At 48.6% G+C, this 12,975-nt stretch carries 8 protein-coding genes; 3 read left to right on the top strand and 5 right to left on the bottom strand.

Features of this window, described 5'->3' with window-relative positions; genetic code table 11:
- The first annotated feature begins 73 nt into the window (after positions 1-73).
- A complete protein-coding gene (gene mdtE / locus AABJ99_RS01135) occupies positions 74-1,183 on the top strand; it encodes a multidrug transporter subunit MdtE (protein ID WP_332218422.1) in 1,110 nt (369 codons plus the stop codon).
- A gap of 24 nt (positions 1,184-1,207) precedes the next feature.
- Positions 1,208-4,321 (top strand): multidrug efflux pump RND permease MdtF, encoded by a 3,114-nt coding sequence (mdtF, locus tag AABJ99_RS01130; protein WP_282625408.1) that lies wholly within the window; start codon positions 1,208-1,210, stop codon positions 4,319-4,321.
- A 362-nt stretch (positions 4,322-4,683) separates the two neighbouring features.
- On the opposite strand, the gene gadW is transcribed toward mdtF, so the two are convergent.
- The 4 genes from gadW to ccp all read right to left on the bottom strand — a co-directional run bounded on the left by gadW (position 4,684) and on the right by ccp (position 9,982).
- Positions 4,684-5,412 (bottom strand): acid resistance transcriptional activator GadW, encoded by a 729-nt coding sequence (gadW, locus tag AABJ99_RS01125; protein WP_000150009.1) that lies wholly within the window; start codon positions 5,410-5,412, stop codon positions 4,684-4,686.
- Positions 5,413-5,780: 368 nt separating this feature from the next.
- Positions 5,781-6,605, bottom strand: coding sequence for an acid resistance transcriptional activator GadX (gene gadX, locus AABJ99_RS01120; RefSeq protein WP_032185384.1), 825 nt, complete (start codon positions 6,603-6,605; stop codon positions 5,781-5,783).
- 368 nt (positions 6,606-6,973) lie between these two features.
- A complete protein-coding gene (gene gadA, locus AABJ99_RS01115; RefSeq protein ID WP_000372240.1) occupies positions 6,974-8,374 on the bottom strand; it encodes a glutamate decarboxylase in 1,401 nt (466 codons plus the stop codon).
- 210 nt (positions 8,375-8,584) lie between these two features.
- Entirely contained in the window at positions 8,585-9,982 is a 1,398-nt protein-coding gene (ccp, locus tag AABJ99_RS01110; RefSeq protein WP_039022022.1) for a cytochrome c peroxidase, read from the bottom strand.
- 404 nt (positions 9,983-10,386) lie between these two features.
- On the opposite strand from ccp, the gene treF reads away from it, so the two are divergent.
- Entirely contained in the window at positions 10,387-12,036 is a 1,650-nt protein-coding gene (gene treF, locus AABJ99_RS01105; RefSeq protein ID WP_039022021.1) for an alpha,alpha-trehalase, read from the top strand.
- A gap of 50 nt (positions 12,037-12,086) precedes the next feature.
- Here treF and yhjB read toward each other — a convergent pair whose 3' ends face one another.
- Positions 12,087-12,689: a helix-turn-helix transcriptional regulator gene (yhjB, locus tag AABJ99_RS01100; protein WP_001167676.1), complete on the bottom strand. Its 603-nt coding sequence runs from the start codon at positions 12,687-12,689 to the stop codon at positions 12,087-12,089.
- Positions 12,690-12,975 lie beyond the last annotated feature (286 nt).

Here is a 12,975-nt window from a genome sequence, read left to right as displayed (position 1 = left end):
ATCTCAAGAATTTTCAGGGACTAAAATGAACAGAAGAAGAAAACTGTTAATACCGTTGTTATTCTGCGGCACGATGCTCACCGCCTGCGATGACAAATCGACGGAAAACGCCGCCGCCATGACGCCTGAGGTCGGTGTCGTCACACTCTCCCCCGGTTCGGTCAATGTGTTGAGCGAATTGCCCGGTAGAACCGTTCCTTATGAAGTTGCCGAGATACGCCCCCAGGTGGGCGGTATTATCATTAAACGCAACTTTATCGAAGGCGATAAAGTGAACCAGGGCGATTCGCTGTATCAGATTGATCCTGCGCCTTTACAGGCCGATCTAAACTCCGCCAAAGGCTCGTTGGCGAAAGCACTCTCAACCGCCAGCAATGCCCGCATCACCTTTAACCGCCAGGCATCATTGCTGAAGACCAACTACGTTAGCCGTCAGGATTACGACACCGCACGCACCCAGCTGAATGAAGCAGAAGCCAATGTCACCGTCGCCAAAGCGGCTGTTGAACAGGCGACTATCAACCTGCAATACGCAAATGTCACCTCGCCGATTACGGGCGTCAGCGGGAAATCGTCGGTGACCGTCGGCGCACTCGTTACCGCTAATCAGGCAGATTCGCTGGTTACCGTACAACGTCTGGACCCGATTTATGTCGATCTCACGCAGTCGGTGCAGGATTTCTTGCGCATGAAAGAAGAGGTCGCCAGTGGGCAAATCAAACAGGTTCAGGGCAGTACGCCAGTACAGCTCAATCTTGAAAATGGTAAACGTTACAGCCAGACCGGCACGCTGAAATTCTCCGACCCGACGGTGGATGAAACCACGGGCTCCGTGACGTTACGGGCGATTTTCCCCAACCCAAATGGTGACTTGCTGCCAGGTATGTATGTCACGGCATTAGTGGATGAAGGTAGCCGCCAGAATGTATTACTGGTGCCGCAGGAAGGCGTCACCCACAACGCGCAGGGTAAAGCAACGGCGCTCATTCTGGATAAAGACGATGTTGTGCAGCTACGCGAAATTGAAGCCAGCAAAGCCATCGGCGACCAGTGGGTTGTCACCTCTGGCTTGCAGGCTGGCGATCGGGTGATCGTTTCCGGGTTGCAACGCATTCGTCCGGGTATCAAAGCACGTGCAATTTCCTCCAGCCAGGAAAACGCCAGCACCGAATCGAAACAATAACGTTGCAGGCTTAAGGGGACTTTCATGGCTAACTATTTTATTGATCGCCCGGTTTTTGCCTGGGTACTTGCCATTATTATGATGCTTGCAGGTGGTCTGGCGATCATGAACTTACCGGTTGCGCAATATCCGCAGATTGCGCCACCAACCATTACCGTCAGCGCAACCTATCCGGGTGCCGATGCGCAAACGGTAGAAGACTCGGTCACTCAGGTGATTGAGCAAAATATGAATGGGCTTGATGGCCTGATGTACATGTCTTCAACCAGCGATGCGGCGGGTAATGCCTCCATCACTCTGACCTTTGAGACGGGGACATCGCCTGATATCGCGCAGGTTCAGGTGCAAAATAAACTGCAACTCGCTATGCCTTCATTACCTGAAGCGGTGCAGCAGCAGGGTATTAGCGTCGATAAGTCGAGCAGTAATATCCTGATGGTAGCGGCGTTCATTTCTGATAACGGCAGTCTCAACCAGTACGATATCGCGGACTATGTAGCGTCTAATATCAAAGACCCGCTAAGCCGTACCGCGGGCGTTGGTAGCGTACAACTCTTTGGTTCCGAGTATGCCATGCGTATCTGGCTGGACCCGCAAAAACTCAATAAATACAACCTGGTACCTTCCGATGTTATTTCCCAGATTAAGGTGCAAAACAACCAGATTTCCGGTGGTCAACTGGGTGGCATGCCACAGGCGGCAGACCAGCAACTGAACGCCTCGATCATTGTGCAGACGCGTCTGCAAACGCCGGAAGAATTTGGCAAAATCCTGTTGAAAGTTCAGCAAGATGGTTCGCAAGTATTGCTGCGCGATGTCGCCCGCGTCGAACTTGGGGCGGAAGATTATTCCACCGTGGCGCGCTATAACGGCAAACCTGCTGCCGGGATCGCCATCAAACTGGCTACCGGAGCAAATGCCCTGGATACCTCACGGGCAGTCAAAGAGGAGCTAAACCGCCTATCAGCCTATTTCCCCGCCAGTCTGAAGACGGTTTATCCTTACGACACGACGCCGTTTATCGAAATTTCTATTCAGGAAGTTTTCAAAACACTGGTTGAGGCAATCATCCTCGTCTTCCTGGTCATGTATCTGTTTTTGCAGAATTTCCGTGCCACAATCATCCCGACGATTGCCGTACCGGTGGTTATTCTCGGGACGTTTGCGATCTTGTCGGCGGTCGGTTTCACCATCAACACCCTCACCATGTTCGGGATGGTGCTGGCGATAGGGTTGTTGGTGGATGACGCCATCGTGGTGGTAGAAAACGTCGAGCGCGTGATAGCGGAGGATAAACTGCCGCCGAAGGAAGCAACGCATAAATCCATGGGGCAAATCCAACGCGCTCTGGTCGGGATTGCCGTTGTGCTTTCCGCGGTGTTTATGCCAATGGCCTTTATGAGCGGCGCGACCGGGGAAATTTATCGTCAGTTCTCCATCACGCTGATCTCCTCGATGCTGCTTTCAGTATTTGTCGCAATGAGCCTGACCCCTGCCCTGTGCGCCACCATTCTGAAAGCCGCGCCGGAAGGCGGTCACAAACCTAACGCCCTGTTCGCACGCTTCAACACGCTGTTTGAAAAATCGACTCATCACTATACCGATAGCACCCGCTCGCTGTTGCGTTGTACCGGTCGCTACATGGTGGTCTACCTGCTGATTTGCGCCGGGATGGCAGTGCTGTTCCTGCGTACGCCGACCTCTTTCTTACCAGAAGAGGATCAGGGGGTATTTATGACCACCGCGCAGTTACCTTCCGGTGCAACCATGGTTAACACCACGAAAGTGCTGCAACAGGTGACTGATTATTATCTGACAAAAGAGAAAGATAATGTTCAGTCGGTGTTTACCGTTGGCGGCTTTGGCTTCAGTGGCCAGGGGCAAAACAACGGTCTGGCGTTTATCAGCCTCAAGCCGTGGTCTGAACGTGTCGGCGAGGAAAACTCAGTTACCGCGATCATTCAGCGGGCAATGATTGCGCTAAGTAGTATCAATAAAGCCGTCGTCTTCCCGTTCAACTTACCCGCGGTGGCTGAACTGGGTACCGCGTCAGGTTTTGATATGGAACTGCTGGACAACGGTAACCTGGGGCACGAAAAACTGACCCAGGCGCGAAACGAGCTGTTATCACTGGCTGCGCAATCGCCGAACCAGGTTACCGGGGTACGCCCGAACGGCCTGGAAGATACGCCAATGTTCAAAGTTAACGTCAATGCCGCGAAAGCCGAGGCAATGGGCGTGGCGCTGTCCGATATCAACCAGACAATTTCCACCGCCTTCGGCAGCAGCTACGTGAACGACTTCCTCAACCAGGGACGGGTGAAAAAAGTGTATGTCCAGGCAGGCACGCCGTTCCGTATGTTGCCGGATAACATCAACCAGTGGTATGTACGCAACGCCTCTGGCACGATGGCACCGCTTTCTGCCTATTCGTCTACCGAATGGACCTATGGTTCGCCGCGACTGGAACGCTACAACGGTATCCCGTCAATGGAGATTTTAGGAGAAGCGGCGGCCGGGAAAAGTACCGGTGACGCCATGAAATTTATGGCAGACCTGGTCGCTAAACTTCCGGCAGGCGTCGGCTACTCATGGACCGGACTGTCTTATCAGGAAGCGTTATCCTCAAACCAGGCTCCCGCGCTGTATGCCATTTCACTGGTCGTGGTGTTCCTCGCCCTTGCCGCACTTTATGAGAGCTGGTCAATTCCGTTCTCGGTGATGTTGGTTGTACCGTTAGGCGTCGTTGGCGCATTACTGGCCACCGATCTGCGCGGCTTAAGTAATGACGTCTACTTCCAGGTTGGTTTGCTGACTACCATCGGGCTTTCCGCCAAGAACGCCATCCTGATCGTCGAATTTGCCGTTGAGATGATGCAGAAAGAAGGGAAAACGCCGATAGAGGCGATCATCGAAGCGGCGCGAATGCGTTTACGCCCAATCCTGATGACCTCTCTGGCCTTTATTCTCGGCGTGCTGCCGCTGGTAATCAGTCATGGTGCCGGTTCCGGCGCGCAAAACGCGGTAGGTACCGGCGTGATGGGCGGGATGTTTGCCGCAACAGTGCTGGCCATTTACTTCGTTCCAGTCTTTTTCGTTGTAGTGGAACATCTCTTTGCCCGCTTTAAAAAAGCGTAACGTGTAAATGAGAGTAAGGTTGAACGTGAGGGTTCAGCCTTACTCTTTCCTGCTAACCATTCACCACTCAACAACCAGCTGACCGTCAGGAATACCAGGCTTAGTACACAGCACTGAAAGTAGAAGCCACTCCAGCCATTCGTCATCAATTTGAACAGCACAATACTGACCCACATTCCCGTAATCGTATGAATTGTCAGCTTAATAATCCCAAACATGCCGAGTCTTTTCCTCCTGAAAATACCTATACCGCCTGGCTAACTACGAAAGAGATCTTGCCGGTAGCCCGGAAGAGATCATCAGGAAAGAGTTTCACATGAAGCAGGTGCGAGATCCTGACCAATATTCAAATACGAAATAGGTCAGGAAAAGGTACCCGGCGAATGTTGCGCAAACTGATGTGGCGTTACACCATAATATTGTCGAAATGTGTTTATAAAGTATGACGTACTGCTATACCCACATTTTTCAGCAATAGTATGCAAAGGAATTTGACGTAACTCGAGTAATCGTCTGGCCATCGACATCCTGGAAGCGAGTAATATTTTACTGAAACAGGTATTTTCGTCCTGCAACTTTTTTTTGATTAGACTCTCGCTGGTATACATTCTTTCCGCGATATCGCGCAGATACCAACGTTTAGCGATATCAAAGCTAATAAGGCGTTCAACTTTTCCTGAAACAGTGCTGATACTATTGAAAAGTAAGGGGATTAGTTCTTTCTTATGAGAAAACATAGATAAACAGGAAAGGTAAAGCATATTGCTCAGTATCGGCGAATTTACTCCGGATTCATTGAAACTATCAAAAATCGCCGTCACCAGAGGCATGGGCGGGGACTGGTTAATTAACAAACGGTCTTTGCTATGTAACCCTAAATTGCGCGGTAACTGACGAATATTTTGTAAGTAATGGCAAACTGTCAGCTCATCGATATCCAGTCGTCGTGTATCCGGTGAACAAAACGCAAAATCGTCTGCCAAATTTTTATCCAGCAGTAGAATACTTTCGTTGTGCAACGATATTTTTTGCTGTTCATGATGAATATCCAATGAACGACGAACGAGGATCACCGAGCAGACATGAGTCATGACTATCCCTTATATTTCATTACTGCGATTATTTCAATTTCAGTATACTAATGAAATGATGCTAGACCGCTTCTTCGTGCATAAACTGCCATATTTGGTAGGACCAAAAGTTATCCAAAAAGTAGTTTGGCATAACAGTTAATTGATAATAAGAAAATGCAAGAAGAATATATTTTCACACAGCGCATAGCTTATGTTTATAAAAAAATAGCTGATCTTATCTCCAGTAAAAGTTATATTTAACTTACTGAGAGCACAAAGTTTCCCGTGCCAACAGGGAGTGTTATAACGGTTTATTAGTCTGGAGACGGCAGACTATCCTCTTCCCGGTCCCCTATGCCGGGTTTTTTTTATGTCTGAGTAAAACTCTATAATCTTATTCCTTCCGCAGAACGGTCAGTGCCGTAAAAATTCCCTTGTGCAACAATACTTGCCGCCGAGTCACGGTTCGGCAATCCCTGCGCCGATCGCTCCTGATACTCTGTGGGCGTCATCCCATAATAATTTCGAAAAACGTAAATGAAATACGACACGCTGTGATATCCACAGGACACTGCAACTCGCTTAATTGAAAAACCATGTATAACAATAAGTTGCAAAGCACGTTGCATTCTACACTCAGTAAGCAACTGTGAATATGACGTACCTTCTTCGCGCAATTTTTTCTTTAACAGGCTTGAACTCATCAACAGCTCGCTGGCGATTTGGGCTAATGTCCACTCATGGGCGATATTATTATTGATGACCGTACAAACTCGTGTTCGCATGTTCGGTTGCAAAACGTTCAGAAGCAGCGGTATAAACTGCTCGTCCTCCAGGAAAACAGATAACAACGCAAAGATTAATGCTCTTTTACGGAGCATTTCTGCATAGCGCAGATTCTTATTCTGCGATAGTTGCGCAACCTCCTGAAAAACAGGAATATCTCTGGTACAGTGATGAACGAGTAACGAAGGAACTTTTTTATGTGCATGAAGATTTAATGCCTCCTCCTTGAGCATCGGGAGAAATAATGAAAGCGTGTCCCTTGAAACTAATACAAAATTCTCGACACACTTATCCACTTGAATTTGACTTGCATCCGCAAAAACCAGTTCACCGCCATTAAAATAGCGATATTCACCATTAACCATGGTGAGAATATATTTATGTCTTGCGTACGCAATTAGACAATTACCATGTAGTGATTGCATAGTCGGCTTAATATTACATAAACATATTACTGTTTATTAATGTAGCACGCCGCCCTCTTAAGTCAAATTGATTGATAAATAAATTTAAACGAAGCGGGAAAACAGGATGATGATGTGTGATGATAGTCGGGCTGGATAACTGGATTTATAATACAAAAAAAGGCGTTAAAAACGCAGAGGAATTATTAGTAAGCAAATAATCCCTTATTGTGATATTAAACGGTCTCGCCACCCTTAATAACATTCATATAACATATATCTTATCAACACGATGAATAAACAGCCAATATATTATTGCATTAATAAGTAACCGAATGCCCCACCTGTTTTTTAAGGTCGGGGCATTCGGTTTTTACAAAATTATGTTATCAGGTGTGTTTAAAGCTGTTCTGCTGGGCTATACCCTGCAGTTTCGGGTGATCGCTGAGGTATTTCAGGGAGGCTTTGTAGTCTTCCAGTAACAGTTCAGCAAAGTCCATTTCGAAGCCACGACGACACATAATGCGCATCACCACGATGTCGGTGGCTTCACCGCCGAGGGTGAAGGCCGGAACCTGCCAGCCGCGCAGACGCAGGCGTTCAGAGAGGTCATACAGGGTGTATCCCGGATCTTCACCATCTTTCAGTTTGAAGCAAACCGCCGGGATGCCTTCATCCGGGCGACCGGTACAGATGAACTCATACGGCCCCAGTTTGGCGATTTCATCTGCCAGATAGGCCGCGACCTGGTAGGAGGCGTTCTGTACTTTGGTATAGCCTTCACGACCGAGGCGCAGAAACTCATAGTATTGTGCAATCACCTGACCCGCCGGACGGGAGAAGTTGATGGCGAAAGTGCCAATCTGACCACCGAGGTAGTCAACGTTGAATACCAGTTCCTGCGGCAGCGCTTCTTCGTCACGCCAGATAACCCAGCCGCAGCCCAGCGGAGCCAGACCGAATTTGTGGCCTGAAGCACTGATCGATTTCACACGAGGCAGGCGGAAGTCCCAGACGATATCCGGGGCGACGAACGGTGCCAGGAAGCCACCGCTGGCGGCGTCGATGTGCATGTCGATGTCGATACCGGTGTCGGCCTGGAATTTATCCAGCGCATCGTGCAGCGGTTGCGGGAATTCATAGTTACCGGTGTAGGTCACGCCGAAAGTCGGCACCACGCCGATGGTGTTTTCGTCGCAGGCTTCAATCATGCGTTTCGGATCCATAAACAACTGACCGGGGCGCATAGGGATTTCACGCAGCTCCACATCCCAGTAACGGGCGAATTTATGCCAGCAGATTTGTACCGGGCCGCACACCAGATTAGGTTTATCCGTTGGCTTGCCTGCGGCTTCCATACGCTTGCGCCAACGCCATTTCATCGCCATCCCGCCGAGCATACAGGCCTCGGAAGAGCCAATGGTGTTGGTGCCAACGGCCTGACCGTTTTTTGGCGCAGGCGCATGCCACAGGTCAGCAACCATGTTTACGCAACGCAGGTCGATAGCTGCAGATTGCGGATATTCTTCTTTGTCGATCCAGTTTTTGTTGATCGACAAATCCATCAATTTATGGACGTTTTCGTCGTCCCAGGTCTGGCAGAAAGTGGCCAGGTTCTGACGAGCGTTGCCATCAAGATATAATTCATCATTGATAATCTGGAATGCGACATCATCGCGCATTTCGTGCAGCGGAAATCGTTTTGACTCCGCGATAGTAGAAATGGCCTTTGCGCCAAAACGTGAATCGAGTAGTTCTGAGCGGAAATCCGTTAACAGCTTCTGGTCCATTTCGAACTCCTTAAATTTATTTGAAGGCAATAAAAAAGTAGGATTTATCCGCAATGGAAGCAAGGCATTACAGGCTTAATTTAAATAACAAAATCCTAAGCAGAAAAACGACTTTTTATAATATAAACATTTAACATGATAATATTAAAAACAGACTTTATTGTCGTAATAAAAATCGCCCAAACATTCCTGTTCGGGCGATCAAATTAATTATTGTTTATCCTGCATATACGGCGTATATACCCCGTTCAGACTGTGCAGGAAAGCTACGATATCATCCACATCCTCCTGCGGCAGCTCTTTGCCTACCTGATAGCGCAGCATCAGTTTTACCGCCCCGTCCAGCGTCGGCACGTCACCGCGATGGAAGTACGGTGCCGTTAAAGCAACGTTACGTAAACCGGGTACTTTCTGACGCAATTTATCACGCTCTTCTTTAGTAACATTCATACGACCAATATCCGCCGCCGTAATTTCACCAAAGTTAAAGTCTTTTTTCAGCCCCAACGGCTCGAAAGAACGTCCGCCGAGAATAATACCACCATGACAAGTTGCACATTTATTATCTTTAAATAATTGATAGCCTTTTTTCTGTTTCGCCGTCAGCGCATTCTCATCTCCACGCAACCATTTATCAAATGGGGAATCCGGCGTAATTAATGTTTTCTCAAATTCAGCAATAGCATCAGTAATATTTTCGCCACTGAAACCTTGCGGATAGACTTCGAGGAACTGCGCTTTAAGCTGCGGATCTTTTTCCAGCTTAGCAATAATTTCGTCCCAGGATTTCGACGCCATTTCAATCGGGTTCAACGGCGGTCCACCCGCCTGATCCTGCAATGTTGCCGCACGACCATCCCAGAACTGCTCAACGTTAAATACTGAGTTAAATACCGTCGGTGCGTTAATCGGTCCAACGGCACCACCAACACCAATCGACGTTTTTCTGCCATCAACGCCACCCGCATTTAACGCATGGCAATGTGCACATGAAATGGTGCTATCAGCCGATAAACGGGGATCATGATACAGCGTAAAACCCAACGCCACTTTTTGCGCATCGGTAGGCAGTTTTTGCGGAATAGGCTGCACCGGTTCATTGCGATGCTCCGGAGCAGTATCATTACTGGCGTAATATTCCGCGCGCTGTTTTGCAATCCAGGCAAGTATTTCCGCCCGCTCTTCATCACTCACCTTACCCGCCCAGTGTAGCGCGGTGTAACGCGTTGGCGGCATAGTTTCATACTGCATCACCCATTCAATCTTATTCAGATCGCTTTGCGAAACGGGTTTATCTGCCAACAGAGCCGCACGCACGGCCTCGAGGTTAAAAGATTTATATCCAAGCTTAATGTCGTAATCCATCAACTGTTTCGCGCCAGGAATATAATAATAGGCGGGTAATTCTGCCGAAGGCGTATGACAATAGTCGCATCCTTTTTCGCGAAGAAAACCTAAAACCTGATTATTTTCACTGACAGCAGATGCCTGAACATCGGCCTGTTTACTGCGTTTATTATCGTGGTACCACACATAACCAGATAACCCTAAATAGCAAATCGCGACGCCAGCCAGGCCGATCGCGGTAATACGTGAGACCATTTTCATTATTCTTCCCTCACGGTGGTGAGTTATTGTGACCCAGAAAATTTTCCAGAATGCTGCAAACGTCTCTGCGAGACAAAGCCATCATAAAAAACAGGGAAATACGCTTTTTGATAGGAATCAATCAATTACATGAATATAAACTATCAATAAAATAGCCTGCGCCTATTATACAGAGCAGGAATGGCATATCATGATTGCGGCGAGAGCAGGATTGAATGTTCTGAAAATGAAAAACAACACGGAATCCGTATTTTTATAAATTCTATTGATATTAGTGCGTTATATTTTTTGACAAGTTAATAAACGTGATCCACCGCACGCTTTGTCGCCCACCAGGCGGAGCGAATGACTACCCTTAAAGAAAAGCCCGATAATTAGCGACGAATTTCGGAGGTCGGATCCTTATGCTCAATCAGAAAATTCAAAACTCTAATCCAGACGAACTGATGATCGAGGTCGATCTCTGCTATGAACTGGACCCGTATGAATTAAAACTGGATGAGATGATCGAGGCAGAACCAGAACCCGAGATGATTGAAGGGCTGCCCGCCTCTGATGCGCTGACGCCTGCCGATCGCTATCTCGAACTGTTCGAGCATGTTCAGTCGGCGAAAATTTTCCCCGACAGTAAAACCTTTCCCGACTGCGCACCCAAAATGGACCCGCTGGATATCTTAATCCGCTACCGTAAAGTGCGCCATCATCGTGATTTTGACTTGCGCAAGTTTGTTGAAAATCACTTCTGGCTACCGGAGGTCTACTCCAGCGAGTATGTATCGGACCCGCAAAATTCCCTGAAAGAGCATATCGACCAGCTGTGGCCGGTGCTAACCCGCGAACCGCAGGATCACATTCCGTGGTCTTCTCTGCTGGCGCTGCCACAGTCTTACATTGTTCCAGGGGGCCGTTTTAGCGAAACCTACTACTGGGATTCCTATTTCACCATGCTGGGGCTGGCGGAAAGTGGTCGGGAAGATTTGCTGAAATGCATGGCCGATAACTTCGCCTGGATGATCGAAAACTATGGTCACATCCCCAACGGCAACCGCACCTATTATTTAAGCCGCTCGCAACCACCGGTTTTTGCGCTGATGGTGGAGTTGTTTGAAGAAGATGGCGTACGCGGTGCGCGCCGCTATCTCGACCACCTGAAAATGGAATATGCCTTCTGGATGGACGGTGCAGAATCGTTGATCCCTAATCAGGCCTATCGCCATGTTGTGCGGATGCCGGACGGATCGCTGCTCAACCGTTACTGGGACGATCGCGACACACCGCGTGACGAATCCTGGCTTGAGGACGTTGAAACCGCGAAACATTCTGGTCGCCCGCCCAACGAGGTGTACCGCGATTTACGCGCGGGGGCGGCCTCCGGTTGGGATTACTCTTCCCGTTGGCTGCGTGATACCGGTCGTCTGGCGAGCATTCGTACCACCCAGTTCATCCCCATCGATCTGAATGCCTTCCTGTTTAAACTGGAGAGCGCCATCGCCAACATCTCGGCACTGAAAGGCGAGAAAGAGACAGAAGCACTGTTCCGCCAGAAGGCCAGTGCCCGTCGCGATGCGGTAAACCGTTACCTCTGGGATGATGAAAACGGTATCTACCGCGATTACGACTGGCGACGCGAACAACTGGCGCTCTTTTCCGCTGCCGCCATTGTGCCGCTCTATGTCGGTATGGCGAACCATGAACAGGCCGATCGTCTGGCAAACGCCGTGCGCAGTCGGTTACTGACACCTGGCGGGATTCTGGCAAGCGAGTACGAAACCGGTGAACAGTGGGATAAACCTAACGGCTGGGCACCATTACAATGGATGGCGATTCAGGGATTTAAAATGTACGGCGATGACCTTCTGGGTGATGAAATCGCGCGCAGCTGGCTGAAGACGGTGAATCAGTTCTATCTGGAACAGCACAAACTGATTGAGAAATACCATATTGCCGATGGTGTTCCCCGCGAAGGCGGCGGTGGCGAGTATCCGTTGCAGGATGGGTTTGGCTGGACTAATGGTGTGGTACGCCGTTTAATTGGTTTGTACGGCGAACCATAATATTTTTACAGCCAGCCGCTAACTTCCTGCTGGCTGTAAAATTATCCTCTTCAGGAGGAGATATTTAACATCATTGCCGCCTGGGTGCGATTTTTCACTTCCAGACGGCGATACAGTGATTCCAGATGCGCTTTTACCGTTCCGGTACTGATATTCAGCGCCCTGCCGATCTCTTTATTTGATTCGCCCGCCGCTAACATGGTTAAAATCTCCCGCTGGCGGGCGCTTAACGATTTGAGATCTTTAATGTCCTTTTCCGGCGTCGTTCGCCAGTCTCCCGGCAGAAACATCATCCCCATCGCCGCACTATTGACCGCCAACGCAAATGTCTCGACGGTTGAATCACGAGGCACAATGGCCAGCACATTAAAATGAATAACTTCCTGTAACCACCGTTTGTTGCAATCCGTCGCCGTAATTAACACCTTAACCTCAGGAAATTGCACCACGGTTTTTTGCAGCAACCAGTAGCAAAACTCACCATCCTGATCGCCATCGAGCATCACTAAGGCTTCAGGGTAACTTTCCAGCTTTTGCCATAACTCGTCTGCCTGACTGGCCCCCTGAATACTCACTCCTGGAATACGTTGCTGTAAACTGATTTTCATTCCATGAATAAATATTGACTGCCTGTCAAACATGACTATTTGCATAACTGAATCTCCACCTGAATACGTTAAAAAGACTTAAGTAGTGGAAGGGTATTACCCGCGAGAAAAAATAAGAATTCGCCATTTGGCGGTGGCCATTCTACAGAGATGACGCGTAGAAAATAGTTACCGATATAAATAGTTACAGCTAAACGCCTGAAATTACATGTCGAGGGCATTATTTAAAACAATTTTGAGGATTTCCTTATATTGATGGCTAGTACGCATGCAATTAAAAATGAAATTCCGCGACTACAAACAAAAATAACAAACGGCAATGAGACAAAAA

Origin of the sequence: Escherichia coli (genome assembly GCF_036503815.1) — a bacterium.
GTDB lineage: Bacteria > Pseudomonadota > Gammaproteobacteria > Enterobacterales > Enterobacteriaceae > Escherichia > Escherichia coli_F.
Note: the sequence above shows the minus strand (reverse complement) of the source record. Positions and strands in the feature narration are given on the sequence as shown.

Bases quoted from the DNA above. Each gene is read 5' to 3' on its own strand.
- yhjB (WP_001167676.1), bottom strand. From the start codon at position 12,689: ATGCAAATAGTCATGTTTGACAGGCAGTCAATATTTATTCATGGAATG.
- gadX (WP_032185384.1), bottom strand. From the start codon at position 6,605: ATGCAATCACTACATGGTAATTGTCTAATTGCGTACGCAAGACATAAA.
- treF (WP_039022021.1), top strand. From the start codon at position 10,387: ATGCTCAATCAGAAAATTCAAAACTCTAATCCAGACGAACTGATGATC.
- ccp (WP_039022022.1), bottom strand. From the start codon at position 9,982: ATGAAAATGGTCTCACGTATTACCGCGATCGGCCTGGCTGGCGTCGCG.
- gadW (WP_000150009.1), bottom strand. From the start codon at position 5,412: ATGACTCATGTCTGCTCGGTGATCCTCGTTCGTCGTTCATTGGATATT.
- mdtE (WP_332218422.1), top strand. From the start codon at position 74: ATGCTCACCGCCTGCGATGACAAATCGACGGAAAACGCCGCCGCCATG.
- mdtF (WP_282625408.1), top strand. From the start codon at position 1,208: ATGGCTAACTATTTTATTGATCGCCCGGTTTTTGCCTGGGTACTTGCC.
- gadA (WP_000372240.1), bottom strand. From the start codon at position 8,374: ATGGACCAGAAGCTGTTAACGGATTTCCGCTCAGAACTACTCGATTCA.